Source organism: Paraburkholderia caffeinitolerans (genome assembly GCF_902859945.1).
GTDB lineage: Bacteria > Pseudomonadota > Gammaproteobacteria > Burkholderiales > Burkholderiaceae > Paraburkholderia > Paraburkholderia caffeinitolerans.
The window spans coordinates 34,652-60,552 of the sequence record NZ_CADIKL010000040.1; the positions used below are offsets into that span (position 1 = coordinate 34,652).

Annotated in this window: 22 protein-coding genes; 4 read left to right on the forward strand and 18 right to left on the reverse strand. The window is 64.9% G+C overall.

The genetic code is table 11. The annotated features are described in order from the left end of the window. Positions 1-28: 28 nt before the first annotated feature. On the reverse strand, positions 29-1,330 hold the full coding sequence (locus HV773_RS28880) for a TAXI family TRAP transporter solute-binding subunit (protein WP_175197622.1): 1,302 nt from the start codon (positions 1,328-1,330) through the stop codon (positions 29-31). 262 nt (positions 1,331-1,592) lie between these two features. Here HV773_RS28880 and HV773_RS28885 point away from each other — a divergent pair, with 262 nt between their 5' ends. Then, positions 1,593-2,174, forward strand: coding sequence for a YceI family protein (locus HV773_RS28885; protein WP_175197581.1), 582 nt, complete (start codon positions 1,593-1,595; stop codon positions 2,172-2,174). 39 nt (positions 2,175-2,213) lie between these two features. Further along, positions 2,214-2,666, forward strand: a complete 453-nt coding sequence (locus HV773_RS28890) for a VOC family protein (protein WP_175197582.1) — start codon at positions 2,214-2,216, stop codon at positions 2,664-2,666. A 28-nt stretch (positions 2,667-2,694) separates the two neighbouring features. On the opposite strand, the gene HV773_RS28895 is transcribed toward HV773_RS28890, so the two are convergent. Continuing rightward, positions 2,695-3,603, reverse strand: a complete 909-nt coding sequence (locus HV773_RS28895) for a LysR substrate-binding domain-containing protein (protein WP_175197583.1) — start codon at positions 3,601-3,603, stop codon at positions 2,695-2,697. A 104-nt stretch (positions 3,604-3,707) separates the two neighbouring features. Here HV773_RS28895 and HV773_RS28900 point away from each other — a divergent pair, with 104 nt between their 5' ends. Beyond that, positions 3,708-5,084, forward strand: coding sequence for an FAD-binding oxidoreductase (locus HV773_RS28900; protein ID WP_175197584.1), 1,377 nt, complete (start codon positions 3,708-3,710; stop codon positions 5,082-5,084). A gap of 12 nt (positions 5,085-5,096) precedes the next feature. Here HV773_RS28900 and HV773_RS37035 read toward each other — a convergent pair whose 3' ends face one another. Next, positions 5,097-5,654, reverse strand: a complete 558-nt coding sequence (locus HV773_RS37035; RefSeq protein WP_246282468.1) for a LysR substrate-binding domain-containing protein — start codon at positions 5,652-5,654, stop codon at positions 5,097-5,099. Here HV773_RS37035 and HV773_RS37040 point away from each other — a divergent pair. Then, positions 5,649-5,840: a hypothetical protein gene (locus HV773_RS37040; protein ID WP_246282469.1), complete on the forward strand. Its 192-nt coding sequence runs from the start codon at positions 5,649-5,651 to the stop codon at positions 5,838-5,840. The genes HV773_RS37035 and HV773_RS37040 overlap by 6 nt on opposite strands. A gap of 83 nt (positions 5,841-5,923) precedes the next feature. Here HV773_RS37040 and HV773_RS28910 read toward each other — a convergent pair whose 3' ends face one another. The 15 genes from HV773_RS28910 to HV773_RS28980 are packed head-to-tail and all read right to left on the reverse strand — an operon-like array spanning position 5,924 to position 25,893. Next, entirely contained in the window at positions 5,924-7,588 is a 1,665-nt protein-coding gene (locus HV773_RS28910; RefSeq protein ID WP_175197586.1) for a DUF6519 domain-containing protein, read from the reverse strand. Between the two features lie 32 nt (positions 7,589-7,620). Beyond that, the gene (locus tag HV773_RS28915) at positions 7,621-9,816 is read right to left on the reverse strand and encodes a hypothetical protein (protein ID WP_175197587.1); all 2,196 of its coding nucleotides are present in this window, start codon (positions 9,814-9,816) and stop codon (positions 7,621-7,623) included. After that, positions 9,813-13,421: a putative baseplate assembly protein gene (locus HV773_RS28920; RefSeq protein ID WP_175197588.1), complete on the reverse strand. Its 3,609-nt coding sequence runs from the start codon at positions 13,419-13,421 to the stop codon at positions 9,813-9,815. Before HV773_RS28920 ends, HV773_RS28915 begins: the two co-directional genes overlap by 4 nt. After that, positions 13,418-16,303, reverse strand: coding sequence for a putative baseplate assembly protein (locus HV773_RS28925; protein WP_175197589.1), 2,886 nt, complete (start codon positions 16,301-16,303; stop codon positions 13,418-13,420). The genes HV773_RS28920 and HV773_RS28925 overlap by 4 nt, the downstream gene beginning before the upstream one ends. Before the next feature lie 12 nt (positions 16,304-16,315). Beyond that, positions 16,316-16,678: a GPW/gp25 family protein gene (locus tag HV773_RS28930; RefSeq protein WP_175197590.1), complete on the reverse strand. Its 363-nt coding sequence runs from the start codon at positions 16,676-16,678 to the stop codon at positions 16,316-16,318. A gap of 30 nt (positions 16,679-16,708) precedes the next feature. Next, positions 16,709-17,032 carry a hypothetical protein gene (locus HV773_RS28935; protein WP_175197591.1) on the reverse strand — a complete coding sequence of 108 codons (324 nt, stop codon included), beginning with the start codon at positions 17,030-17,032 and terminating at the stop codon, positions 16,709-16,711. A 33-nt stretch (positions 17,033-17,065) separates the two neighbouring features. Then, positions 17,066-17,581 (reverse strand): phage baseplate assembly protein V, encoded by a 516-nt coding sequence (locus tag HV773_RS28940; protein WP_175197592.1) that lies wholly within the window; start codon positions 17,579-17,581, stop codon positions 17,066-17,068. Between the two features lie 18 nt (positions 17,582-17,599). Beyond that, the gene (locus HV773_RS28945) at positions 17,600-18,727 is read right to left on the reverse strand and encodes a hypothetical protein (protein WP_175197593.1); all 1,128 of its coding nucleotides are present in this window, start codon (positions 18,725-18,727) and stop codon (positions 17,600-17,602) included. Then, complete coding sequence (locus tag HV773_RS28950) at positions 18,724-19,101, reverse strand: LysM peptidoglycan-binding domain-containing protein (protein ID WP_175197594.1); 378 nt, start codon at positions 19,099-19,101, stop codon at positions 18,724-18,726. Before HV773_RS28950 ends, HV773_RS28945 begins: the two co-directional genes overlap by 4 nt. Further along, entirely contained in the window at positions 19,098-19,754 is a 657-nt protein-coding gene (locus HV773_RS28955) for a hypothetical protein (RefSeq protein ID WP_175197595.1), read from the reverse strand. Before HV773_RS28955 ends, HV773_RS28950 begins: the two co-directional genes overlap by 4 nt. Continuing rightward, entirely contained in the window at positions 19,751-21,400 is a 1,650-nt protein-coding gene (locus HV773_RS28960) for an eCIS core domain-containing protein (protein ID WP_175197596.1), read from the reverse strand. The genes HV773_RS28955 and HV773_RS28960 overlap by 4 nt, the downstream gene beginning before the upstream one ends. Beyond that, positions 21,397-21,702: a hypothetical protein gene (locus tag HV773_RS28965; RefSeq protein WP_175197597.1), complete on the reverse strand. Its 306-nt coding sequence runs from the start codon at positions 21,700-21,702 to the stop codon at positions 21,397-21,399. Before HV773_RS28965 ends, HV773_RS28960 begins: the two co-directional genes overlap by 4 nt. Next, on the reverse strand, positions 21,699-23,864 hold the full coding sequence (locus HV773_RS28970; RefSeq protein WP_175197598.1) for an ATP-binding protein: 2,166 nt from the start codon (positions 23,862-23,864) through the stop codon (positions 21,699-21,701). The genes HV773_RS28965 and HV773_RS28970 overlap by 4 nt, the downstream gene beginning before the upstream one ends. After that, entirely contained in the window at positions 23,861-25,081 is a 1,221-nt protein-coding gene (locus HV773_RS28975; RefSeq protein ID WP_175197599.1) for a Pvc16 family protein, read from the reverse strand. The genes HV773_RS28970 and HV773_RS28975 overlap by 4 nt, the downstream gene beginning before the upstream one ends. Next, a complete protein-coding gene (locus HV773_RS28980) occupies positions 25,078-25,893 on the reverse strand; it encodes a hypothetical protein (protein WP_175197600.1) in 816 nt (271 codons plus the stop codon). Before HV773_RS28980 ends, HV773_RS28975 begins: the two co-directional genes overlap by 4 nt. Positions 25,894-25,901 lie beyond the last annotated feature (8 nt).

Below are 25,901 nucleotides of genomic sequence, written 5' to 3' on the forward strand. Positions count from 1 at the left end.
GCGCGAATTTCGCGCAGGGGCTTATTGCCTATTCCTTTGCTCTCAGGGCGACCTGCTCAATGCGATCACGCACGATACCGATCGCCTGCTTCAGTGCGTAAACGTCCTGAAAATAGCGGTATGGAATCCGTATCCGGCTGGCATTCGCGTCGATGTTTTCGATCTCGTCGCGCCATTGCGAAATCTGTGCGCGAGACGGCTCGCGGTTGTTCCACACTTCGTCTTCCAGCGCCTTGATTTCGCGGTACCAGACCACGAGCCGCTTTTTCATCCGCGCTTCCATCATGCGTGGCAATGCCTGAAACAGGCCGATCAGGAGGGCCGCGAACGGCACGAGAATCAATAGCCGGCGTTCAATCAGACTCGCGAGCCAGAAGGGCAGATAGCGGTACAGGAACGGCTGGCCGGATTTGAAATAGCGGATGCTTTCATCTGAAACCGGAAATTCTTCCGTGCGCAGGTTCGGGAACGTGCCGATTGGCGTGAAGTAATCTTCGCCGCCGTGAATGGTGTGAGCCGCGTCGAGCAGCAGATAGGCGAGCGCCGGATGCATCGTGTCTTTCGATACGAGCAGTGCCGTTGCTGCGAGCAGGGTGACGTCGGTGCGCGGCAGATCCTCGGCGACATTGGTGGACGCGCGCGGCAAGACAATTTTTGAAAGCGACGGGAATTTCTGAACCAGTGCATCGGCTTGCGCGAAATTCATCAACTTCAGTTGCTTGTCATTCAGCAGTGCTCTCTGCATTTCGGCGTCGGGTCTGCCAATGAAGAACGCCGCGTCGACCTGGCCGCTTTTGAGTCCCTGATAAGCTGCGGGCGCATCCATTTGCAGCAGTGTGGAATTTTCGCTCGTGATGCCGCTATAACCGAGCAATACCTTTGCAACGTTGAGCAGGCCACTGCCAGGCACGCCCATTGAAATTCTCTTGCTGCGCAGTTGAGTCAGCCGGTCGACCGTGGTGCTGCCGCGATAGAACACCCAGATCGGTTCGTACGACACCGCAGCAATCGTCTGCAGACCGTCGGTTTCCTGCGGACTGGTCGTGCCCGACTGGATGAAGCCGACTTCGTAGGCGCTGTTCGGGTCCCGCAGCCGCTCATAGTTTTCCACCGAGCCGGAAGAACTGCGGATATCGAGTTTGATGCCCGCATGCTTCAGAATAGGCGCATAGCGATCCGCAAAGCCGCGATAGATGCCGTTGTCCGCACCGGTGGTGATGACGATGGTGCGCTGGAAGGCGGGGGCGATCACGATCGCCAATATCCAGCCAAGCGCCGCTAACAAAGCGACTGTCCCGATGATCAAAAGGCGCCGCTTCGCCCGGGTCATGGGCGCTTTCTGGCTGCGATGCAGCGAGGGATTGGGTCTGGACATCCGTTACTCACTTCTCCAGTTTGGTCGCGGCAAGAATTGCGACAAACCATGATTCGTTATGGTGGAAACGCTGGCAATACCAATGATGCGAAACAAGACTGGTTAATCCGGCGACAGATTATGGCGTATTTCTAATCCTGCTTTACCGACTAATGAAGAGTACCATTGGTCACCAGACTAGCGGTGTCACGCCCCTCCTTTACAAATGAAGGACCAGATGAAAATCCAGTTCTCCCGCTCCGTTCTTGCCGTGTTTGCCGCCTCATTGTCGTTTTCGGCAGTCGCGCAAGTGTCGACATACCAGTTTGATCCAGACCACACGTACCCGAGCTTCGAGGCCGATCACATGGGTGGCCTGTCGGTCTGGCGCGGCAAGTTCGACCGGTCGCAGGGCACGGTAACACTCGATCGGGTAGCAAAGACCGGCACCGTCAACGTGACTACCGAGATCGCTTCGGTTCACACCGGCAACGCCAAGCTCGATCAGCAGCTGCAATCAGATAAGTTCTTCGACGTGGCAAAGTTCCCTGAAGCGACGTACAAGGGCACGATTCAATTCGAAGGCGACACGCCAGGCGCGGTAGTCGGCAACTTGACGATGCATGGCGTGACCCGGCCTCTGACGCTGACAATCGACTCGTTCAAGTGCATGCCGCATCCGGTGCTCAAGCGCGAAGTGTGCGGTGTCGACGCAGTAGGCGAACTCGATCGCAGCGACTTCGGTATGGACTTCGGCAAGACGTATGGATTCAGTATGAAGACCCGGGTGCTTATTTCGGCCGAAGCGATCAAGCAGTAGCCCGGTAGAGCATGACCCGGCAGTTCTCAGGAGGCTCGAATGACTGGCACCACCAAGCCGCGCGCTATCGGCTTCAATCACGTTGCGCTGGAAGTCGGCGATATCGAGGAAGCGCTGGCGTTCTACGGTCGCATCTTCGACTTTCAATTGCGCGGCAAGAACAAATCGATGGCCTTTATCGATCTTGGCGATCAATTCATCGCCTTGCAGGCGGGACGCAGGCAGGCCGCGGATGATGGCAGGCATGTCGGCCTCGTTGTCGATGACAAGGAGGCCGCGCGCGCCGCCCTCAAGGCGGCGGGAGTCGAGCTGCTCGGCGGTCCGTTTCTGGATTTTCTCGACCCTTGGGGCAATCGGATCGAGATCGTGGGCTACGAAAATATTCAGTTCACCAAAGCACAGAACGTTCTGCGCGGCATGGGCCTGACCCATTTGACCAAGAACGAAAATGCGAAAAAGGAACTGGCGGAAAAGGGTATGGCGGAGGATTAGGGTGACCGCCTGACGATCATCAATACATTTATGCTACCGAGCACAGCCATTCCGAAAACGCTGCGATGGTTCGCTCACGCGGATGGTTTGGCCTGCGAACTACATAGAAGCCGTAGCCAGGCAAGCTCAGTTGGAAGGCTTTTACCAGCGTGCCGGCGGCGAGTTCTGGCGCCACGAGCATGTCGCTGAAAATCCCGATGCCCTGGCCCGCGATGACTGCCTCAATCGCATGCAGTTCCTCGCGGAAACTCAGGTGCTGCATATCCTTGAACTCGGGCACACCGCGCCACCGGCGCGCAGCCACGGTCAGCCATCGCTGCCACGTGGGCGGGTCACGGTCGGCCGGCCCCCACCAGGCATGGACCAGGACATGCCTGGCGAGATCGGCAGGCCGCTTTAGTTCGCCTTCTGCGAGCAGGTGCGGACTGCAGACGGGCCAAAAGGTATCGCTCACGAGTTCATCGACGATGCCGTCCGAGGGCGCTTTCCGGCAGGTTGCATAACGAATGGCGACGTCGCCATCGCCGGCCTGTAGATCGAGTACGGCGTCGGTGCCGATCACTTCCAGCGGCACGTGCGGATGCGATTTCCGCCATGCCGGCAGACGGGGCACCAGCCAGCGGCTGGCGAAGGCGTTGGTGGCCGTTACACGAAGGGGCTGCTGGTCGCCATCCCGTTTCACAGCAGCGATGGCAACGGCGAAAGATTCCAGCCCGTTACGGACGCCCGGGAGCAGCCGCGCGCCGGCATCGGTCAGAGCAAGAGGCCGCGGCCTCCGGCGAAACAGCGCGCAGCCGCAGTAGCGCTCGAGCAAGCGGATCTGGTGGCTGATCGCGGTGGGCGAAACGCACAATTCCAGCGCCGCCTTCTTGAAACTCATATGGCGCGCGGCGGCTTCGAAGGTGCGGAGCTCGACGAGAGGCGGCAGCTTGTGCATAGGGGCAGTGTAGGTGAAATCCCTTCACCTACAGCTGAATTCTTCGCGTTTGCTCCTGGGCGGGTTTCGATGGAGACTCGAACCGAATTCGAGGAGAAAACGCCATGCTGCCGATTGGGTCCCTGGCCGAAGCTGCGGCCGAGCTTGCCACCACCTTCCGCGGGCAGCTCCTGTGTCCCACGGACGCTGGCTATGAGGATGCGAGGAAGGTTCACAACGGTCTGGTCGACAAGCGGCCCGCCCTGATCGCCCAATGCTTCGGCGTGGCCGATGTGGTGGCCGCGCTCGACTTGACCCGCAGGCTCGGCCTCGAAGTTGCCGTACGAGGCGGTGGCCACAACGTGGCGGGACGGGCGACGATCGATGGCGGGGTAGTCATCGACCTGTCGCTGATGAAGGGCATCCACGTGGACCCGCTGCGCAGAACGGTCTGGGCGCAAGGCGGCGCCACTTGGGGCGAGCTCAACCGCGAGACGCAGTTGCACGGTCTGGCAGTCACCGGAGGCGTGGTCTCCAGCACGGGCATTGCAGGGCTGACGCTCGGCGGCGGAATCGGCTGGCTGATGGGCAAATACGGCCTGGCGCTCGATAACCTGCTGGCGGTGGAACTCGTCACGGCCGACGGCAAGGTCCTGCAAGCGAGCAGGGAGCAGGAGCCTGAATTGTTCTGGGCGCTGCGCGGCGGCGGCGGGAACTTTGGAGTCGCCACAGGCTTCGAGTATGCACTGCACCCGGTAGGCCCGACCGTCACTGGCGGGCCCATCGTCCACCCGATCGAGCGCGCCCGCGATCTGCTGGAATTTTTCCGCGACCGCACACGCGCGCTGCCCGACGAGCACACGCTGTTCGCCTCGCTGACCCATACGCCGGACGGCTCAGGCGTGCCGGTGGCCGCCATGGTGACTTGCCACTGCGGGCCGCTGGAGGACGCCGAAGCGGCCATGCGCCCGCTCAAGCAGTTCGCCGTGCCACTGTTCGATGCCGTGGGGCCCATGCCCTACACGCAACTCAATGGCATGCTGGACGCCAACTACCCCAAAGGCGCGCTCAACTACTGGAAGTCCAACTTCCTGAGCGAACTAAGCGATGCCGCGATCGACACCATGATCGATTGCTTCGCGCGTTGCCCCACGCCCAAGGGCCAGTTGCTGATCGAACATTTTCACGGCGCGCTCACCCGCGTCGATGTGAGCGAGACGGCTTTCCCGCATCGGCGCGAAGGCTACAACTTCCTTGTGCTCAGCCAATGGATGCAGCCTGCCGACACCGAGGCATGTGTCGCCTGGGCGCGTGAGACCTCCGAAAAAATGCGGCCTTTCTTCGCCGCCGGCCGCTACGTCAACTACCTCGATGACGACGAGGCGGGGGACTCCGTTGCAGCGGCATACGGTCCGAACTACCGGAGGCTTCAGCAGGTCAAGGCCCGCTATGATCAGGCGAATTTCTTTCGCATGAACCAGAACATCCGGCCCCTGCCTTGACGCCCGCGACGATCAGGCGGACGCGACCGCGAGTTGCGGCCGGTTGGCGGCCACATATTCGGTCAGCAAGGTCTGGAACAGTTCGGCGGCCGGCGACAGCGACCGATGCTTGAGCCTGAAGGTACAGACACGCCGCATGATGGCCGGCTCCCCAAGCGCCCGGAGCGCGATGCCGGAGACGTTCATCAGATGCCGGGAGTTGGCGGGCAGCAGTGAAATCCCCAAGCCGTTCGACACGAGCGCGAAGACTGTCGACGGAAACGAAACCTCAAAGGCCACGTTGAGCTGGACGCCTTGCGCGGAGATATGGGCATCCAGATCGCGACGGATCGGACTGCCAGGCGATAGCGCAATGAACGGCCACTCGGCAAGCGCCGACCACGCGACGGTGCGTTTTTTCGCCAGTACATGCTTCTCGGGCACGAGCGCAACAAACGTGTCCCTGAACAGATCGCTTTCCTCGATCTCGGACTGCGCCTCCCGAAACGTACCCACACCGATATCCGCATCTTCGGCAATCAACGTTTCGCGAATGTTCTCTTCCGCCGTATCCCGCAGCACCACGTGCACGCCGGGATAGCGCGCCTGAAACTCCCGTATGAATGGCGCGAGCAGCGTGACGTCAAGCTGACGATGGTCGACGGGCGCGTCATCTATGAAAACGGCAAGGCATGCCTGGTTGAGCAAGCTGAAATCGTGAACGAGGCGCAACGCAGGTGTCATGAAATGGCGCAGCGTTTGTCTCTCGTCGGCTAGTGAAACTCTCCCACCAGGGTGCCAAGCCTGATCCGGCCGTCCAGCATGTCCTGAATGACCTTGAATCTGGATTCGCCTCCGATCTACGAAGCGATCGGGCCGAACCGCTTGCGGCAATCTCCCGACAGGTTGATGTTGCCGTCGGCGTTGATATTGACGACTCCCAATGGCGCGTAATGATGGGCGATGCCGTCGGGGGACTTCGCCAACTGGACGACGATGGCGTTGCCCTGGCTGTCCACACCGGCTTCGGTGGGCCATTCGACGTCGCCGGTGGCGGTGCGCGCGGGGATCAGCCAGTAGTCGCCGGTGCGGTACTGGTTGGGGGGGCGGTTGCCGAAAGGCGGCTGGAACTGGATCTCGACGCCGTCTTCGAGTTCGAGCCAGGTGTCGCCGCTCGCCTCCTGGATGAGCGCCGCGTTGTCGCTTGCCAGTTGCAGTCCGCCGTCGGCTGGGTCGCCCGCCTTCTGGTCCCAGCGCCGCAAGAGTGGATGGAGCGCCTGGGTGCCCTGAATCGAGGTCGATCCAGAGAGCGTCACGGTTCGGCTGCTGCGGTCAATCGCCTGGATCTGAAGCAGCGGCGGCGCCTGGTAGGTCAGGACGCTGCCGTCGTCCTGGAGGTCCACCCAGTCGCCTTCCTTGATCCCCAGCCTGTCGTCCCGGCCCAGGGTGGCAAGCACCGCGGTGGTCGTGCCGTTGCCGGTTTCGACGCTGACGATGGGGAAGGCCACCGAGCCGTTTTCCCTCGACCATTTGAACGTGGCGGCGCTGGACTTGCCCGCAGTGCTGCCGTCCCAAGCCGTGCCCGGGCGGTGGATTTCGACCCGGTAGAGCTGGTTTTCCGGCCCTGTGTAGCTGGCATTTGGGGAGATGATGCAGGGGTCGGCGGAGGCGGTGGTCTGTTTTGCCCTCGCCTTGAGGCGGCCCCGGTTGGCGCCGAACAGCCGGGCGAGGAATCCACTGTCGGTGGGCTGGAAGTTGTCGCAGGCGCTGGACTTCTCACTTTGGATGCCACGCGATCCCGCCAGCGCCTTGACCTGCCAGACGATCTTCGAGCGCGCAGCGGTATCGGGGCCGAGGAGCGCCACCTCCCTGATGTCGTCGTCCTCGATGGAGGTGATGAGCCGCTCCCAGACATCCAGGTAGATGAGGGAGTCGCCCTGAGCCAAAGCCGGTGCGCCGGGGAAATCAGGCTGGGTGAGGTAGGTGACGACGCGCCGGAGCGAAGGCGCCGTTGCGTTGGCAATCGATGGCGCGCCCTGGAGCGCCAGCGTCATTGTTCCCTGATCTGCGGAAGTGATCTGGACGATCGTGGGCTGGAAAGCCGGTTGCACGTTCGGGATCTGCACGGCGTCGAAGATTTCGACCAGCTGGCCGTTGGCGAACGGTATGCCGTCAACGGTCCATTGGTCGACGATGACGCTGCCGCTGCCGCCGGGGGGTGCGGCCAGGTTCACCACTTGGCCGTCGACGTCGCATGGAATTCCGTCCACGTAATAGCGGCCGAGTCCGATACAGAAGTCGCCTTTGGCCTGGGATTGGGGCAGGGCCGTGAGGGCGAACCCCCAGTCGAGTGTGGGTCCGCCCTGGGGACCGATGATGTCGGCGGCCAAGGTTCGAAGGGCGGCGAGCAACAGCTCGCCCTGCTCGTTCCAGTCGGCGTCGAGCTGGACCCGGCCTTGCTGCATCAGGACCCGGTCGAAGTGGCGCAAGGCGTCGAAGGTGTTCCGCGTCAGATCGGCTTTCACGGCAGTCTCCGGAGATCGGCAGTTTCAGGGGTTCAGCTCACAAACAGGATGCCGGCATCGCATCCGGCCGGCGAGTATTCGGCAAGGCGCATCATGAGGTTCGATGCGCGCAGGGGCTGGTACAGGTCGTGGAAGACGCCCATTTCGGATTCGTCGTCGGCGCCGGATTTGATTTCGCAGGCGCAGGCGGCGGCCAACTGGCAATAGGTGGGCGTGCCATAGCGGCTGCGGGTGAATTCGGGCTCGACTCGCAGCCGCTCCTCGGTCTGCATGCGGTCGCGCTCCCCGGCGTCGATGTCACCTTTTGCGTACAGCGCGGAGACGGCAGCCAGCACGCCGTCGGGCTGGCATTCGTAGCGGCGCGGCGTTCGCGACCCTGGGGCAACGTAGCAGAAGCGCACGCACCCCTGCTGGCGCCTGCACACCAGCACCGATCCCATGAAAATGGCGTTCTCGGCGAGTTCGATGGCGTGCGCCGCGATCTGGCCGAAGACGGTGCTGCGGACAATGGTGACGGTGACATACGCGCACAAGCTCTGTGGCGCGCCCAAGGCCGGCTGGTCGTTGGCCGTCGCGTCGACGATGCTGTCGCTGATTCGAATTTTTCCCGGATTCTTTTTCGCTTCGTTCCGGTCCACCTGGATTGCGCCGACGATGCTGTGCTCGATGGTGAGGCAATCCGGAGCGTCGATCAGGTCGAGGCTGGCATCGGTTGGGCGACGTGGTTTGCAGTCGCATTCGAGGCCCCAGCCGGGAACCAGGGTCGAGTGGCGGATGACGACTCCGGCGATGTCGCCGTCCACCTGGACGCCGCGACCTGTGACGAGGAGACCGTCCAGCACGAACCAGCTTTCTGCTTCGCCGCTCACGGTCAGGTCGTCGGGCGCCGAGGTCTGCCAGTCGAGGAGCCGGATCACCGGCCGCGTGCGGTTGGCCGCCCGCAGTTGCAGGGTCTGTTTCGCCTTGAGGGTGATGGATATGGGCTCGACATAGACGCCACTGTCCGCGATCTCTATGACCGCATCGGCGGGCTGGTCTTGGGTCCATCGGGCGAGGGCATCGCCGATCTTGCCGTACTCCTCGTTCTCACCGACGCGATAGATGACCGCCGCCGCAGGCTGGGAAATCGGCCGATCGTATTCGCCGCCGCCGATGTCGGCGGAAAACCCGTAGGCGTACGACACCCAGACTCCCTGCTTCCTCGGTTGGCCGGGCGGGAAGGCGATGCGCCCCAGCTCGGGATCGACCGCGACGGTGTTGGGTAGTGGCCGGTAGCTCCAGCCCGATAGGTCGGCGGCAACGATTTGTCCCGGCGCCACCGGTTGGGGCGGGGTGCCGACCCAGATCGTAAAGCTCCCGTCCGGCCCGTAGTACAACGAAATTCCGGACGTGGACGTTTCCGGGTCTTCGCCCGTTTCAAGCCTGGCGAGCCGGCGTCGGGTGATCGGCTCAGGCAGGTTCAACGGCGTGGGCGAGACGCCCGGCGCTGCCGGCTGGGGCAGGGTGTAGAGCGGGCTGTCGTTGCCCAGGACGCTGAACGTGAAGCAGTTGGGCGCAACGTCTTCCAGGCAGCAGGCGGGCGTTCGGGTGACGGTGTAGGGCTTGATCCGCCAGACGAAAACGCCCACTTCCGGGATGTTGAACCTGCCGCGCCCCCGGTGCGAGTCAATGCGGCGCACGTCCACGGTGTGCGCCAGTTCGTCGAAAGGCCCGCCCAGGTCGTCGAAGGCGTCGCCATCGCGCAGGTTTGCGGTCCGGCCACGGTCGAGCTGAAGATAGCTGATGTTCTGGGTCACCGAGAGCAGGCGATAGAACTCGACCGCTTTCGCCGGCCAGCCGCCGACGGCATTCGCAAGGTCTTCAAGAAGCGAGAGGGTGCCCTTGCGGCGCCGGTAGTGGATGGTGTTCGCCACTTCCTGTCGCGAGATAAGCAGGGATTCCTCAGCCAGTCCCCTCGTGGTTGCAGGGTTCGCCAAGTCGTTCGGATTGTTCAATGGCACGTAGCCGACCAGCGCGCCGATATACGGAACGACCCACTCATCGCAGGTCTCGATGAACCAGTTGTCGTAGAGCCGGGCAATGTCGGCGTCGATGCCGTTCACCTGCTCGGAGATCACCTGCAGCAGGGCGCGCAGGGGGTAGCCACGTTCCGCGTCCCGCAGTTGGTGAATGACCGGCAGCAGTTCATACAGGCGGTCGGGGTTTGCGGACTGGCTTGGGGTGCTCACGATCCGATCTCCGTCAGGATCAAGGTCCCCGGAATGTCCGGGGTCAGGATCACCAGTTCAGCGGGCAGGATGCGCTGGGTCGCGTCGGTGGCGGCTGGGTTGGGGCGCGCCAGTTCAGCTTCGACGTAATCCTTGCACTTGAGGGTGGACGCCAGGGTCGCCAGTTGGGCGGCCGTGACCGCTTCGCCGATGCCGTCGAATACCTGCAGGTCTACGTAGTCCACCCCGGGCACCCCCTGCATGATGGCGATGGCCTCCGACTGGAATGCGCTCTGCCCCAGGTCCCGGGCGTCGAAGCCATAGGCGGCGAGCAGGCTGGCGGTCAGGTTCGTGACGACGGACTCCCACTCGTAGTCGGGCTGGAGCGCGATTCCCGCCGAAATGACCAGCAGCTTCAGGCGGCGCAGGGCCAGCAGCACCGGCATCTGGGAGTCGCCATAAGTGTTTAGGGCATCGAACAGATTGCGATACAGGTCCGAAGTCGCGTCGATGGGAATGTCGCCGGCGCCGGCGATGGAGACATGCACCACCTCGCGGCGGCCGTCCGAGAGTCGCACTGACGATGCCTTGCCGATGCCGGCGAAGCTTCGGGAGAAATCGGCGTAGTCGACGATCGAAACCAGCCGGTCGAGTGCCATGACTGCCAGCGGCGCGTTCACCCGCGCTTGCAACAGGCTGTCGCGGTCGGCACCGCCGGATGCAGCAAGCGGGTTGATGACGCCCTGGGCGCCCTGGGGGTGGGTCGCCAACTGGTTGATGCTGCCGGCCGCGACGTTGCCCGCTGCCCCGATCCCGTAGCGGTAGGTCGCCTTGACGTTAGCCGAACCGGTGGGCACGCGGGCGCCGTGGTCGCCGTCGCCGAAGACGACCTGGGTCTGGTCGGTGTCGTCGGTGTCGGTGATAAAGCCGCGCGACGTGGGCGTAAGGCTGAACAGGTCCGGCGCCTCGTTCCATTCGATGTCATTCACACTCACCGTGAGTGTGCTGGCTGCGCCCGCAGGCGTCGCCGCCGCGACATAGGTCAGCGGCTTCTGCCCCAGGCCGAAAGCGAGGAAGGCCTGGCTGGCGTCGCCGTCGCCCAGCACTTCGCCCACCGTCTGGCCGTGGGTTGCCTCAGTGACGTTGCCGTAGATCGCTACCGAACTGCTGTCGTAGCTGTAGGCGAGCGTGTTGGCGAGGGTCAGGATGGTATGCACCGGCGCCGACGAGATTCGCCAGGCGAATACGGTTCCCAGCACTGAGCCAGGGATCGTGCCGCCTGCATAAGGGACGCCGTTCGGGTCCGTCAGCAGGCCGGCGAAGTCGGGGAAGTTGCCGGCAAGTTCGTCCTGGGTCGGAACGTAGGCATTGACGTAGAGGCCCGGCGCCAACTGGACCTGGTCGCAGAACTGCTGGTTGGCGTACTTCGCCGGCGGCAGCAGGGCGGTCAACTGCGCCAGCCCGGCGGCGTCGCCCGCCAGTTCGCCCACCACCAGCCGGTCGCCCTGCGTGTTGGCGTCGGTGGTATAGACCGAGCCCACGAAGGGAACAAGGTTGGCAGGGAAAAGCGCGCACAGGGGCGCGCGGGAACCCTGGTTCACCGCCGCGACCATGACAAGTTCGCTCGCCGTGACGCCAGTCGTGTTGGCAATGTCGGTGCGCTCGCCCGAAACGATGATCCAGCGCCCGGGTTCGATGCCGTCGTAGAGTTGGGCGAGCTCCAGGGTGTCGCCTTCGACGTCTGTGTCCAGCGGCTCGTCGGCGAGTTCGAGTTCCTCTGGCTGAGCCCAGATCGTGACTCGCCGCAGGGTGGCGACATCCTCGACGTTCACTACGCTCGCTCCGGCAGCGGGCGCCACCAGGGGCGGCACCTTGGTGGCGGAAGTCGGCAGCCACCTGTTGAAGGTATCGAGGCCGAGTTGGGTGACGCGCGCGGCCATTCCGTAGTCGGAGCGGGATACCGGCATAACCCCGGTGGCCTGGGCGATGATGGGATCGCTGTCGTTCGCCGATTCGGACTCTATGTCCTCGCTGTCGAGAACCACCCAGCTTCCGGGAACGATCTTGTCGTAGTTGGCATCGAGCGAAACCGTGCTGCTCTTGTCGCTGTCCGCCAATGGCCATTCGACATACTGCGGCGTCGAATTCTGGATGGCAGCGGCTCGCCTGGGCGCGTTCGCACCATACGGCGATGCCTTGACCCGAAAGGCATACACACGGACCTGGCTGGCAGGCGCCGCGATTCCCGACCAGGCCTGGTAAAGCGCGCTGGCGGCCCGGGGCTTGAACGCCGCCAGGAGCCGCGGCGCCGTGTCCGCCTGGGGCGAGAACGTGGCGGCCACCGTCCGCGTCAATCGCAAGGAATTGGCGGGCTGGAGTGAGGGCGCAAGCGCCAGAGAATCGACGATGGACGCGAGCTTGGCGATACCCGATGCGGCAAGCCCCGTCCGGATGGGGACGAACCCAGACCCGGGCACGGGAACGCTTTCGCCGTCCAGGTCGAGAACCGATGTGACCAGGTCGGTCAGCCTGCTCACCAGATCGCTGACCCAGGCCTCTAGCCGGCTGAACTGGCGCCGGGCGGCGACGTCCTGCACTGCCTGAATTGCGGGAATCAGCGCCGAGACATAGGACGCGGCGGTCGGCAGGTCCGCAGCCGTATTGACGGCACTGATCAGGTTGGCGAGGTCGGCAGCGACGCCGGCGGCCAGGTCGCTGCCCGCGAAAATGGTCGATGCCTCGTCGATGACGGGGGTGAGGGCGCTCGCGACCAGCTCCTGGGCATTATTGGCCGATCCGTCGAAAAAGGCCTGGCGCAGGGTGACCTCAGTGCGGTTTTGCGCCGCCTGCGGCGCGACGGTATCGACGTAGCGGAACACCTGCTGGCCCGGCTGGCGGACGTTGTGGCTGTCCACGGTCTGCCTGCCGTTGCCGAGCACGATCAGGAGCGCGTCGCCGGCCTTGAGGTTGGTTGATGTGCCAGCGAAATATAAGGTGTCCCGGGTCGCTGCGTCGGTTCCCGGGTCGGCCGACAGGGTGATGACCTGCGGCCGGGCGAGCCGGGGCTGGAGCGTGTTCCAGCTGTCCCGGGTGACAAGGTCGGCGGAAGTCTCGAAGAACTGCGCGGTCTGTCCGGTTCCCGGCTGGCTTTGCGCACGGGTGCCGGCGGGCAGCGTCCCCTGGAAACCGCTGGTGACAGTGAAGGCCAGGTAGACGCTGGCGGAAACCCCGGGCCGGAGCTTGTAGCCGGTGAGCCGCGCCAGTTCGAGGACCGATCGTCGCTCCGTCGCGGTCATCAGGTAGCCTTCGTTGGCGATCCGCTCCTGGTAGAAGGTGAGCACGTCGCCGACGAGCGCCCAGGCGTCGAGCAGGGCGATGGCCGGATCGTCGGAAGCGCGGGTGCTGAGCTGGGACAGTGGCCGGATGCGGGTCGTCTTGCCGGCGTCGTCGGTGACGTCCAGGGTGAGCGTGGACAACCGGGCGATCATGGTTTCATAAAAGGTCGCCCAAGTGCCTGCCCGGTAGGCGATCGCCGGCAGCCCGGGCCGGTTCGATTCGATCGAGGGGGTGAGGATCTCGGTGCCTGCACAGCAGCCGCAGAGCGAATTCCCGCAGGTCGCTTTCATCTTCCACCCCGCATGACTAGAGTCAGTCGGCCGTTTTCGGGAAAGTTCGGGTCGTTGTCGAGCCGCGCGATTTCTAGTGGCCCCAAGGTGAGCACGCTGCCCGGAGGCACTTCGTCGGAGAGCGACTCGCCCGGAGCCGGCTCCACCAGTTCCCAGCGTTCGAGCCGGGAGACCTTGACGTTCTGCACACCGGGAACAGCCTGCGCAGCGGCGACGATGCTGCTGACCATCAGACCGGTGCCGAAGGTCAGGCGGTCGGGATGGAAAAAGCCCAGGCTGCCGTCGGCGAGCACCCGGTTGCTGAAGACGTCCAGCAGTGCCACTTCTACATGGGCGCGCAGGTATCCGGGCAGGACGCAGACCGTAAGCGCGAGGTCGATGGCAATGTACTCGGCGGCGGATACCAGCAGGTCGTGGCCGATGCGCCGGTAGGGTTCGAGGTAGGCGGCGACTTCTTCGATGAGGGACGGCGGCGCGTCTTCCCGGCCCAAGGGGTCGAGGGCGGTGAGCGCAGTCAACCAGCTTCCGGTCCAGCGCAGCACGGCATTTGCGCCCTGGAGCGGAAGAAATGGACCGGAGCAGGCGGGACGCTCGGTATGCCGCCTCGCGTTGTCCGCAGCCAGCGCCGCATAGTCGTCGGCGATGATCGCCCGCTCGATGACATCTCGGAAGGCATAGGGGGCGAAGCGCTTGACGTTGGCCACCGGCTCGGGGGCGGTTCCGCCGGTGGCGGCCATCGGATTGCCCACGGTGACGGTAACGCCACTCAAGGTCTCGTTTTCCAGCACCAGGTAGCGGATCGTTCCTGCTCCGACATTGCCCGCCGGGCCGTTGCCGGTGCGGTAGTCGGCGCGGAACATCGTCCCCGCGTCGGGCAGACGTCCGAGCCTGCCGTCGCCGAAGCGCAAGTGTCCGTCGCCGTCGTCGTCCATCTCGACGACGAAAACCCTGTCGTCAGGCCCGGATTCGAGGAGGTCGTAACGGGGCTGCCAGGTTTCGAGCTGGGCGCTCAAGTCGGCGATCAGGTCGGCCTTGAGCGCAGGCGGCAGGGGGCTGCCGCCGGTGTAGCCGGCAAGCGCCTGGCGCGTCGCGGTGGACAGGCGCGACAGGAGTTCCCGGGTGTTGATATCGGTCTGGGTGACGAGCCGGTAAGCCAGGCCGGTGGGGTCGGCAAGGTCGTCGAAAGTGAACAGCGGCGGGATGGAACAGGGCGGTGCGGGATCGGCAAGCTCGGGGCACACCGGCGCAGCGGGAATCGCCGTGAGCGAAATGAGCGGCAGCGCCTGAGTCGGGTCCTGGGAAAGCAATGCCGTGGCAGAAGCGCAGGCCGGAAGCGGCACGCCGAAGCTCAGAGGGCTCTTCGAGAGTACCGGAGTGAAGGGTTCGGCGACGATGGTTATTCCCGCCGGCTCGCAATCGCCTGCGCAGCGGGGCGCGGTGGACGCGGTGCCGACGGTTCCCAGCACTTCGCTCTGACTGGCGCCGTTGTCCACCAGCACGACGTTGCCGTAGGCGACGCTGACGTTCTCCAGGCAGTTACAGTCCGGCGGCGGGGCCTTGACCGAAATGCACAAGGGGAAGGTGAGGGCGTCGTCTGGGTCCCATTCGATATCGACTACCGGCGTTCCAGGATAGTCGCCCTGGTGGTAAAGCGGATCGATTGCGGGCGTCACTTTGGTCAGCCGCACCGCCTGCCGGTGGGCGGGATCGGCATCCGCCGGGTTGCCGGTTTTGGGGCCGATGACTTCCTCCAGGATCAGGACGTCTCCGGGTTTGAGCTGCAATACGCGCATCGTCCCCGGCGGATCGCCCGCGACCGTGGTGGCAGCCGTTGTAGCAGCCTCCGCCGCGTCTGTGGCAGGGGGCGGCACCCAACGGTCGATCAGCGTCGCAGACGTGGTCCCCGGTGCCAGGCAGCACTCGCAGTCGCCCCAGGCATAGAAGCGGATTTCGCTGTGGTCGATGAAAAGATCGATCGTCCCGGAACCTGGCAAGAGCGGCAGAAATACGTCGTAATCGGCTGGCGGCACCGGCTCCAGGTCAGCGTGAGTGAGCAGGGTCCGGTTCGGCACGCCGGGAAAACTCGTGATGAATTCGATTCCGCCAGCGTCAATGGGCTCGAAAGTGTCGGTAGTGACAGTAATCCAGGCGCGGGCGTTGCACCCCTCGTGCATGGCGTAGTCGGTGAGCCGGACGTGGCGCCGTACTGAAATGCGCTGGCGCGCGGTTCCCAGGTAGGCCTCGGTCGCCACCGCGTCCTGGTAGTAGGACAGATAGTCGCCGACGTAGGCCAGCAGTTCGATCAGGGTGATCTCAAGGTCGGGGACGTGCGTTTCCTGCCACCGGGGCATGATCAGCGCCAGCCGGTCGAGGATCAACTGGCGGAAGCTGGCGTAGTCCTTGGCCAGATAGTTGATCTCCGGCTGCGCGCGCATGGGCGGCGGGCAGGTGTGGGGGACCTTGCAGTCCAGTCCCGTCGGGCACGCGGCCTTGAATTCCACGTCCACGCTGGCGTAGCGCGGATCGAACCCCGCCATGGGCGAGGAGGTGGGGTTGCCGTGGTCGTCTACGGCGACCACCGACAGCACATAGACCGAAAAGTCTCCCGGCTTGTCGACCGCCACTTCCATGAAGTCGTCCAGAGTCAGGTCGGTCTGGCGATGGACCTGAAGTCCGACGATGGCGATGTCGCGAATGCGCCTGCCGCCGGTCAGCGTCAGGTTGGCCATTTCGATTTGCTGCGGCGCGCGGCCGAGGAACCAGACAACCAGCGTGCGCTGGTCGTCGCTCGGCTCGGCGAAATCGAGCCCGAACAGGGGCGCCTTGCGCACGTCGCGCCGCCGCCGCTCGTCCTTGCATACCGTCTGGCAGGTCGTCGTCATCGCTTGCTCCGCTCAACTCGCACCGCTTTTCTGGAAGGACTCGGTTTGCACTTCCTGGGTGCGCCGGATCAGGTACTTGACGGTCACCGTCAGGGTCGAATCCACTGCGCTCACTTCCAGGTTCAAGAGATCGATCAGGTCTCCCAAGTAGCGCTGCAGCGCTGCCTGCAGGGTGAATTGCAGCGCAGCAGCGAGTTCGGCGGACAACGGCGCAAAGACCATCTGCATCAGGCCGCTGCCGAAGTCGGGCCGGTTCACACGCTCGCCCGGGTTGGTGAACAGCAACTCCTCGATCATGTCGCGGATGTGGTCTTCCATATCCGTGGTGGCGGAGCGGCCCCGGGAGTCGAAATGGAAGGGGAAGTCGATGTCCATGGCGTGCCTCAGGTGGCTCTCGGGTGGCGCTCAGGTAGCGGTTACCCGGGTCTGGGTGGCCGCGATGATGAGCGGGGTGCCCGACGGTGCGCACAGACCGACGCTCGACAGGATCACCAGGGGCTGGCCGTTCGACGTGACCCGCACGGTGCCGACGGTCCATTGCCCTGTGACGCACGGGCCGTTGCCGGAGGGCGGCGGCGGCAGGGCGCAGCCGGCGACCGTGTAGGGCCCGGCGATCGTCACGGTCGGCTGGCCCATGACCATCACGCGGGGGTTGGGAACGGTCGGCTGGGCCTGCCCGCCGTGGGAGCAGGTGACTGTCGCGCCGACATGGACCAGGAATCCGGGCATGGTGTTGTTCTCCGCGTATTCGTCCGGTCACCGTCAGGTCACCACCAGGGCGCCGGCGTTCACCGTCACGGTTGGCCCGGTCATGACGATGCTCGCGCCCTTGCCGTTCTGGATGTAGATGCCGGTGTCGTTGACGATGATGGTTGCGCCGGTCGCGCTCTTCAGCATGATGCCGCCGGTGGGGCCGGGCAGATCGCTAATCACGACCGCGTTCTGGAGCGTCGTCTGGATGACGATGTTGGGATCTCCCGGAACACCGGCCAATGCCAGCGCCGGCACTTCGGCTGCGGTGCCCCACCAGCCGCCGCTCCACACCGGCCGGTCCGGGTCGCCTGCCTCGAACTGGATCCAGACGCCGGCGCCGACCTGGGGCACCATGAAGGTGCCCATCTGCTTGCCAGCGAGCGGCACGCAGGGCGTGGCCCAGGTGGACGGCGTGATGCCGCCGGCGTCGGGCACCGTCGCCATGATGCGGCCGAGCTGCATCGGGTCCACGTTGTTCATCACCGTGCCCCGGTAGATGCCAAAGTATTGCGGGCCGTCCCTCATTTCGCCCCTCCGTCCGCGTTACGGGCTCACCGACGAGACCGACGAACCGGTGCCACCCCGGCTCAGGGTGAAGCTCTGCTTGTACTCGCCGCGCTTGATGCTGTGGCTGACGCTCTTGACGTAATACTTGCCGTCGTAATAATTGCCGGCGCCGCGTACCGCGGCGAGCTGGCGAGCCTTGAAAACGTGGCCGAAGCGCAGCACGTCGAGCGACCCGTTGGCGCTGATGGCATCAACGGTCTGGAATTGCGAGGCCAGACCGGCGAGCGCGGCGCCGGCGGGGCTTTCGTTGGCCACCGGTTTCAACTGGACGCTGCGCAGCGGCGTCGGCGCATGGGCGGCGAGCGGCGCCTTCAGCAGGTCGATGTTGGGCACCGGGATGGGGATAGGTATCTTGGTGATGGGCTCGATGATGGTGACCAGGTACTGGGTCGCCAGGGTGCCGTCGTAGGAAAAGCTGATCGAATCCAGATTGGTGCTGGCGTCCAGATTGATCGACAGCGCGGGCTGGGGACCGCCGAACAGCTTGCTCAGGTCGGGTCCCCAGTACGCCAGGCTCTTGCCGGGAGTCGGCCCCGGGTCCAGGTAAAAAACGGCGCCGTCGTTTTTCGCGAGAGTCGTGACGAAACGGTAATCGGAGCCCTGCTGCTTGATGAAGCGCTCGAGGGGATTCTCGAAAGTGGGGATGCTCGCCGGCAACGCGAGTGGCGTGACGCCGAGGACGGCGTACTTGGCGAGAATCGCCTCGACGATGACGAAGTTGGGCAGCGCCGGGTAGGGGATGCCGGTCAGGTCGATGAAATCCATGAGCGCCGTAAGATCGAGGCCGGTGATCGACAAGGTCGATTTGCCGGCGGCGCTGCTGGGAGCCAGGTCCTGTCGGGTGATGATGCCGTCCATCAACACTTCGGTCGCGCCGTTCACGGTGACGGCAATGACGACCCGCTGGCGCGGATCGAACTTGCCCGCGTCGTGCATCTGGCGCACCAGAGAATTCTTGCCGAGGCTGAACTTCAGCTGGAACCCGGCCTGGGCGCCCACGGTGGAACTGACCGAGACCTCCTGCAGCGCCTCGATCACGGGCTCGGGGACCGGGCTCGCGTTGAACCCGCCCATCATGAGGGTGAGGTAAAAGCCCCGGTTCACATCGAGCTCCCGGTGACGCCTTCGGGCAGCGTGATGTCCAACGTTGCGCCCGGGGTCGCCGTCAGGTCGTCGGGGCGCATTGCCCGGTTGGCATCGCACAGACGCCAGAACAGCGTCGCATCGCCGAGGTATTGCCCGGCGATGCGATCGAGCCGATCGTCCTGGACGACGGTGTGCTCCTGGATGACCTGGAAGCGTTCGGGCGGCGGAACGAAGCGGCGCAGCAGGTAGACGATGGGCTTTTCGCAGCCCGGTGGCGACAGCGTCGAAGTCGGCAGTCCGAAATAACGGCTGTTGGGCGCGAACAGATTGTTCTGCAGCGAAGTCTGCGCCAGCAGTGCCGCCACCGGGTCGTTGAAGAGGGGATCGCTCATGATATTCCGCTGATGCCGAGTGCGCTAAAGGTGCCGCCCTGGAACTTGCCCGCGAGGTTTTCCTTCTGCCTCTGGTAGGCCATGTAAAGGCTGCCGCTCTTGTCAGAAAATTCGAGGTCGTCGATGGTGAGCACCCGAAGGCCCAGGCTGACCTTGGCCCGCAGCGGATTCAACGCCGGGTCGAAGGCTTCCTCGGTGATCGAGAGCTCGGTGATGCGCACCGGCGCGATCCGGCTCGCGCTCCACACGAACAGGGTGAATGGCGCAAGCATGGGCATGATCTCGAGCACGCCCTGCTGCGCCAGGTTGAAATTGTTCTGGAGCGTGCTGCTCGCCGGATAGACGATGGTTTCAAGGGCGGCAAGCTGGGGCGCGATGCCGAACTGCAGGGTCGTCGCATCCCCCGCCTCCAGTTGGTCGGTGGCGTCGATCTCGGCGTCGAGCTTGATCGTCTCCACCGGCGGGCCGGTGAGCCGCAGCGCCTCGGACCGGTCGCCGCCTTCCTCGGCGCCCTTGATCTTGAGCGTGCGGCTCAACGTGTCCGGGTTGTACTGGAGAACGATGATGCCGTTGGGCAACAACGTGAACTGGTCTGGATCGAGCAGGACAATGCCGCCCTTCAGCACGCGGGGGGAACCGGGAAAGGCGCTCATTTTTTCTTCTTCTTCCCTGGGGAGTCGACGCCGGCACCGACGGCATTGGGCAGATCCACGTTCACCAGGGCGTCGTTCCCATCCGGCTTGCCGCTGCCCTGGGTGATGGTTCCAACCCCCACTTTCAGGGTCTTGGCCTCGACTGCCGGCGCAGTGGCCGCATTGGCCGAGAAGTTCACCGCGGCGCGGAAGCGCTGGACGGTGTAGTTTTCGTTGAACTTGGGGCCACCGCCGCCAAAAAAGCCGCTTTCCTGCATCATCTTCCGCGGCGGCGTGTTGCTTCCTCCAATCAGCATCCTGACGCTTGCGCTGCCGTCGTCCGCGTGGGCACCCGGGCGCGCCTTGAAGGTGATCGCGGTATTGGCTTCCATCGTGCCGCCCAGGTAGCCGACGGCGTCGCCCGGTTCGGTGCCGCCGTCCTTGATGTCTTTGCCGGCGGTGCGCAGGGTCATGTAGAAGCTCGCCTGGTTGTCTTTTCCCTGGCTGACGGTGAGCAGGCGCCACGTTTGCGTCTGGTCCTTGTCGTCCAGGGGCTTGAACAGCTTGGCTTCCGATGTCCTCGTTTTTTCGGCAGGAGTCGTCTTGGTCGTGCCGCCCCGGCTGGTAATCTTTTTGGCACTGGCGCCCTCGCCTTGGGTCCGCTCGACGTCGGTGCCGGTCGAAGTCGCTACATCCTGGCCTTTCGTCGTCTCGGTTTCGGTCGTTTTCGTGACCGACTCCGGATCAGCGTTCAGTTGAAGTTCGTCCTTTGACGGATCCTTGAACTTGTCGACGCCCTTGATTTCCGGGATGTCCGCGTCGGTGACCGAGATGCCGCCGGTAGTCGGCTCGGCGACCGGGGGGTCTTCTGCAGCCTGCGCGGAGCGTTCGGCGAAGTTCGCCGAGCGGATCGCGGCAAAGGCCCCGAGGACGCCGGTGATCGCGCCGATTCCTCCGTAGATGCCGCCAGTGATGGCGCTGGCCTTGGCGGCAGTTGCGCTCTCCTGCGAGGCACTTGCGCTCTGCTGCGCGGCAGCGGTCTGCAGAGGCGAATCCTGGTCGCTCCGCTGGATCTGATGAGGTGCGGAACTCTGGCGGAGGGTTTCCAGACCGCTCACGTTTTGCGTTTCGAATGAACGACCGGAAGCGGGCAAGGAGGTTGCGCTTTCGCGGGCGTTGCGCTCGTATGCATCGCCCGGATCGCTGACGTCGAAACCGCCGCCGATGGGCGTTCCCGCCACCGGCCCCTGGGACTGCTGAACGACGTGAGTCAGCTCGTGGGCCATGAGGCGGTCGCCGGCGACGGAACCCGGCGAGGGCTGGCCGCTGGCGAAGACGACGTGCGAACCTGCCGTGTAGGCATGGGCGCCGACGGCGCGGGCGGATTCGGCGGCGCGATCGTCGGCATGGACCCGTACCTGACTGAAGTCGTAGCCGAACCTGGGCTCCATCGTTTCCCGGGTTGCTGAATCGAGTGGCGTACCCGGCGACTCGACGACGGAGCGCACCTGGTCCGGCGCGTCAGCCTCGATCGCCGGGCCGGCGGCATCGCGCTGAATGCAGACGTGGCGGCCAAAGGGCGGCGAACGTTCGAACAGCCCGGTGCTTCCCCGGTTCGGCGCTGCCTGGCCTTGAGACCTGCTAAGCGATGTGCCCTGTTTGCTCATGGCATTTTTCCTTTCTTTACCGCGCCGGCACCCGCAAGCGCGCCGTGCACTGAGTGGGCGATGGCCTGACCCATGCCGTGGCCGGTGGCCGGTCTGTCGCTGGCAGCTTGCAGCGGCGGCGCGTCGATCCTGGCAAGACGCCTGCCCGCCGCCAGTTCGGGGCCAAGACCGGACCGCGCCAGGAGCTTCGCCAGTTCAGACTCGACTGCGCTGCGCAGCCGCGCCGTCTCCAGTCCCGACGAGCCTGACGGCAGCGGCACGCCATCGAGCACCAGACGGTCGATATGGACGCGGATCTTCATGCTGCCCCCAGCTTTCCCTGGCGCCGGAATTCAAGCTCGTTCACCGTCCGGCCCAGTTTCTTCAGTTCGGTGCGGGATGCGTCCAGCACCAGCGCCTGGGTCACCGGCGTTCCCGCGCGGGCGGCGGCGAAGGCGGCGTTGAGCGCAATACTGTGGATGTTGCCGCCGGTGAGGTTCAACTGAGCCAGGGCATCGAAATCGAGTCCGGAGGTCGGCGCCCTGGGCGGGAAAACCTTCTCCCACATGGATTTGCGTTCGGCATATGCCGGGAACGGGAAGGTGACGATGAATCTCAGGCGGCGCAGGAAGGCCTGGTCGAGGGCGCTTTTCAGGTTGGTCGCCAGGATGGCGAGGCCCCGGTAGGCCTCCATGCGCTGCAGCAGGTAGTTGATTTCGATATTGGCGTAGCGGTCGTGGCTGTCCTTGACTTCGCTGCGCTTGCCGAACAGGGCGTCGGCTTCATCGAAAAACAGGATGGCGCCGCCGTCCTCCGCCGCGTCGAACAGCCGGCGCAAGTTCTTTTCCGTCTCGCCGATGTACTTGCTTACCACTGCCGACAGGTCGATGCGGTAGAGGTTGAGTCGCAGTTCGCTGGCGATGACTTCGGCGGCCATGGTCTTGCCGGTTCCCGACTCGCCAGCAAAAAGCGCGCTGATTCCCAGCCCGCGACTCATGCGTTCGGCAAATCCCCAACTGCGATAGACCTGGCTGCGCGAGTCCACCTGACCTGCGATCTGGTGCAACAGCGACGATTCCGCAGCGGGCAGCACAAGGTCATCCCAGCCCGCCTTGGGGGTGAGCCGCTGGGCAAGCTGGTCGAGCCGCGGCCGGGTCACTTCGAGGCAGGCGTCCCACAGCCGCTCTGCCGGCGCTGCACCGCCTGCCGCGTCGTCCACGGCGACCGTTTTGGCGATGCGACGGATGTCTTCGACGCCGAGCTTGAACTGTGACGCGAGCTGGGCGGCGATCGCGGGTGGCGGCGAGCCGTTCTGTCCCAGCACCGGGCCGAGAACGGCGTTCCACAGTGCTTCCTGTTCGTCGGTGTCGGGTTTGTCGACATCGACTACAAAGGAGTCGCGCGCGGCCAGCGGAACGGGTTCGGCCGCGTCGACGAATGAGATGCCGCCGATTGCCGACAACAGCCGCCCCAATTCAGCCGGCGTCCGGGGGCCGGTTTCAGCCCGGGGCGCGTCGACATAAAGCGCCAGAGGCAGCATCACGCTTTCCCTCTGCCAGAGGCGCTGCAGGGTTTCCAGTTCGCGTGCGTCTGCCGGAATGGCCTCCGCCGGCAGCCGATAGAGATGGACACCCAGCCGGCGCGCCACCAGCGCCGCAATGAACGCTTTGCTGGCGCTGTCGTAGCCGGCAAGCTGCACCAGCGGGACCATCCCGGCCGGTGCCGCCTGCTGCAGTCTATGAACGATGGTGTCCACCTGTACGACATACGAAGGCGGCAGGTCGCCGTCATCGGCTGCGGGGACCGCGCTCACCAGCATGGCGAGCCGGTCGTCCAGGTAATCCATGCCCTGGATGAATTGGACGATGCGCTCGTCGGCCCGGATCGGGCTGACCGACAGCGGCTGGCTGCGGGACTGGTGGATCTCGATCAGACGCCAGTAGCGCAGGGAGTTTTGCGGAGACAGGGCGTCCCAGGCGGCATCGTCGAACAGGGCCAGGGCGAGCGCGAAAGTCGGGTAGGCGTGCCCCGTGTGGCCCTGAGCAAGCTCACAAAGGCCGGCGATGTCCGGGTCCAGTTCCATCGCTGTGCAGAGCAGCAGGATTTCCCGTTCGAACTGGGAGAGCTCGAGCAGTGCCGACAACCGCATCAGGATCGGCGCGGGGTTGGTCTGGGCGGCGGCAGCGGCGTATTCCGCCGCGGCGCGCGCCAAGACGTCGTCGCTGCTTGGCGCCGGCAGGGGCGGCGGCGCTTGGGTGGCGGGCGTTTCCGGCGCCACGGCCGAGGAGGAGCGCCTTTGCCACCAGTGAGCGGGCTCGGTTCCGGTGGCCGGGGGCGGCGCAGGCACGCTTGGCGCCGCAACTTCCGTCGATCCACCTGGTTGCTGGCGAGCGTGGCGTTCGAGCCTGATCTTTAGCCAGGCGAGCGCCGCAGCCAGGTAGCGCGAATTCACTTCCTGCCAGGTGGGGGCGGTGGCGGTGTTCATGTGATCGTTACCTGTTGCGTCGTATCGAACACCGGAGGCGACACCGAGTTGTCCACGAGCAGGCTGTCCACGCCATCCACCCGCAGCCGCACGAAATAGCTGCCGGCCGCGAGCGTTACGGTGGCAGTGAGGCTGGCAGTCGCTGCCGCGACGTCGGCCAGCGCCACGTCCTGGTCGGAGACGAGGAAAGAGGCGTGCTGGCCGGGCCACAGCCACGGGCTGCACGAAATGGCAAAGGCGACGCTGCCGGCAGGGGCGCTCTTGGGTGTGACGACGATGGCAGGCGCAAGGGAAAACGACAGGGCGTTGGTCGTGCGCCGGAAGCTCTCGCCGGGGCGCTGGACGGCGAAGGCAATCGAATACGTTCCCGCGGGCCAGGCGGCAGGCTGGCCGGGGGGAATCTGTACCTTGGCCTGGGTCGAGGTGGAACCCGGCTGGGGCGCAACTTCGACGGGCTGGGACCAGAGCGGGTGGTCAAAAATGACGCCGAGGAGGGTGCCGTCGAGGAGCGCCCCCGTTAGCGTCAGCAGGTCGCCCAGGCGCGCGCTTGCCTGCTGGCCCGGCGGCTGGATCTGAGACAGGGTCGGGAAGGGCGGCAGCAGATTGCCTTGGGAAACGGGGCCTTTGTCCTGGGGACCCCGGGTCAGCACCGGCAAGGGCGTCTTCACCGGCTGGGTGCTGTCGATCAGCGCCACCGAAATCTCGTAGCCCACCGACAACCGGTACTGGGTGGCAAATCCAGTCCACAGCTTGGATATCTGCTCGATATCGAGGGGCTGCAGGGTGATGCGCACCCGCTCCACCTGCCGTTCCAGGTCGCTGCCGGGAAAGGCGAGGCGGATTTCGTCGGGACCCAGCAGTGCATGGTCGTAGAGCAGGCTCATCGCCCGGCCCATCAGGTGGTGGTCGAAGGGCTGGCTGGTGTCGTTTTCACGGCCAAAGACGGTGACGAGGTAGTGAAGGTTGATCGCCAGCGGCGGCACCCCCGTCTCGCCGGGTTTCACCAGACCCGGCACGTCCATGTTGCGCCAGGCCGCATTGGGCAGGATCTGGTAAAGGAAAAGATTGAGCTGGTTGCTGGTGATCGTTCCCCGCGCCTTGTCCGGCGGCAGCCCGGTGATGGCGGTATCCGACAGATCCGGGTCGGCGTGGATGCCGTTGCCCAGAATCGCCTCCAGGGTCGCAGTCGTTGCCGCGATGGCGAGGGCATTGCTCATGATCTGCCCGGTCCCGTCGACGCGCTCCGCCGCTGGCGCAGGTACTCGTCAAGCGTCATGACCGCCGGCCGTGGCGCTTCCTTGCGGCTGGACGACTGGGATTCGGCGCCGCGGATTTCGATCCGGCCGATGCTGACCTCAACCACTGTCTCGCTCGCGGGCACAGACTGTTTGGCGCTGCGGTGCGGCGCGCGCTCGTCCTTCGGCTGGCTCCGTTGCCCTGCGACCGAAGCCGCGATCCGGGCCAGGAGTTCGGCAGGCAGTGCCGGGGCTGTCAGGGTCATCGGCGCAATGGCCAGGCCCTGCGGCGAAGGCGGCTCGCGCAGCGTGTCTGCGACGTTTTTAGGAGCAGTGACGGCATCCAGCGTGCGCGCGGCGGACGGGGGCACGCTGACCGCGCTTTCAGTCAGGCCGGGTCGCAATGCCGATTTCGGCGGGCGATCCTCGTCGGCAACGCCGGGCTCAAGGCGACGGGGCGCCAGCAACCGGGGCGGAGCGGCCGGTTCCTGGCGGAACGGGACTGGCGTCTGTGCCTCGACCTGCGCTGGCGGGCGTTGAGCCTCGAAGTCCTTCTGTGGCCGCTGTGGAATCGCTACGAGTGTGGGTGCCGTGCTCGGGACATCGGAACCTTGGTGCTCCGCCGCGATCCGGGAAGCACGGGCATCGAAATCGTCCGCCGGGCCGGAATCGATTGCCGGCAGGCTTGGGGCGGAGGCGGGCAGCGGCTCGAACAGCCCCGGCAGCCTCGGCCGGATTGATTCAGGCGGAGCCGCCAGGCTGCGTTCCGCCAGCCGGGAGAAGAAGTCGCTCATGCGTTCCT

Bases quoted from the DNA above. Each gene is read 5' to 3' on its own strand.
- HV773_RS28980 (WP_175197600.1), bottom strand. From the start codon at position 25,893: ATGAGCGACTTCTTCTCCCGGCTGGCGGAACGCAGCCTGGCGGCTCCG.
- HV773_RS28940 (WP_175197592.1), bottom strand. From the start codon at position 17,581: ATGAGGGACGGCCCGCAATACTTTGGCATCTACCGGGGCACGGTGATG.
- HV773_RS28970 (WP_175197598.1), bottom strand. From the start codon at position 23,864: ATGAACACCGCCACCGCCCCCACCTGGCAGGAAGTGAATTCGCGCTAC.
- HV773_RS28975 (WP_175197599.1), bottom strand. From the start codon at position 25,081: ATGAGCAATGCCCTCGCCATCGCGGCAACGACTGCGACCCTGGAGGCG.
- HV773_RS28900 (WP_175197584.1), top strand. From the start codon at position 3,708: ATGCTGCCGATTGGGTCCCTGGCCGAAGCTGCGGCCGAGCTTGCCACC.
- HV773_RS28960 (WP_175197596.1), bottom strand. From the start codon at position 21,400: ATGAGCAAACAGGGCACATCGCTTAGCAGGTCTCAAGGCCAGGCAGCG.
- HV773_RS28950 (WP_175197594.1), bottom strand. From the start codon at position 19,101: ATGAGCGATCCCCTCTTCAACGACCCGGTGGCGGCACTGCTGGCGCAG.
- HV773_RS28930 (WP_175197590.1), bottom strand. From the start codon at position 16,678: ATGGACATCGACTTCCCCTTCCATTTCGACTCCCGGGGCCGCTCCGCC.
- HV773_RS28965 (WP_175197597.1), bottom strand. From the start codon at position 21,702: ATGAAGATCCGCGTCCATATCGACCGTCTGGTGCTCGATGGCGTGCCG.
- HV773_RS28955 (WP_175197595.1), bottom strand. From the start codon at position 19,754: ATGAGCGCCTTTCCCGGTTCCCCCCGCGTGCTGAAGGGCGGCATTGTC.
- HV773_RS28880 (WP_175197622.1), bottom strand. From the start codon at position 1,330: ATGACCCGGGCGAAGCGGCGCCTTTTGATCATCGGGACAGTCGCTTTG.
- HV773_RS28885 (WP_175197581.1), top strand. From the start codon at position 1,593: ATGAAAATCCAGTTCTCCCGCTCCGTTCTTGCCGTGTTTGCCGCCTCA.
- HV773_RS28925 (WP_175197589.1), bottom strand. From the start codon at position 16,303: ATGACGACGACCTGCCAGACGGTATGCAAGGACGAGCGGCGGCGGCGC.
- HV773_RS28895 (WP_175197583.1), bottom strand. From the start codon at position 3,603: ATGCACAAGCTGCCGCCTCTCGTCGAGCTCCGCACCTTCGAAGCCGCC.
- HV773_RS28935 (WP_175197591.1), bottom strand. From the start codon at position 17,032: ATGCCCGGATTCCTGGTCCATGTCGGCGCGACAGTCACCTGCTCCCAC.
- HV773_RS28890 (WP_175197582.1), top strand. From the start codon at position 2,214: ATGACTGGCACCACCAAGCCGCGCGCTATCGGCTTCAATCACGTTGCG.
- HV773_RS28920 (WP_175197588.1), bottom strand. From the start codon at position 13,421: ATGAAAGCGACCTGCGGGAATTCGCTCTGCGGCTGCTGTGCAGGCACC.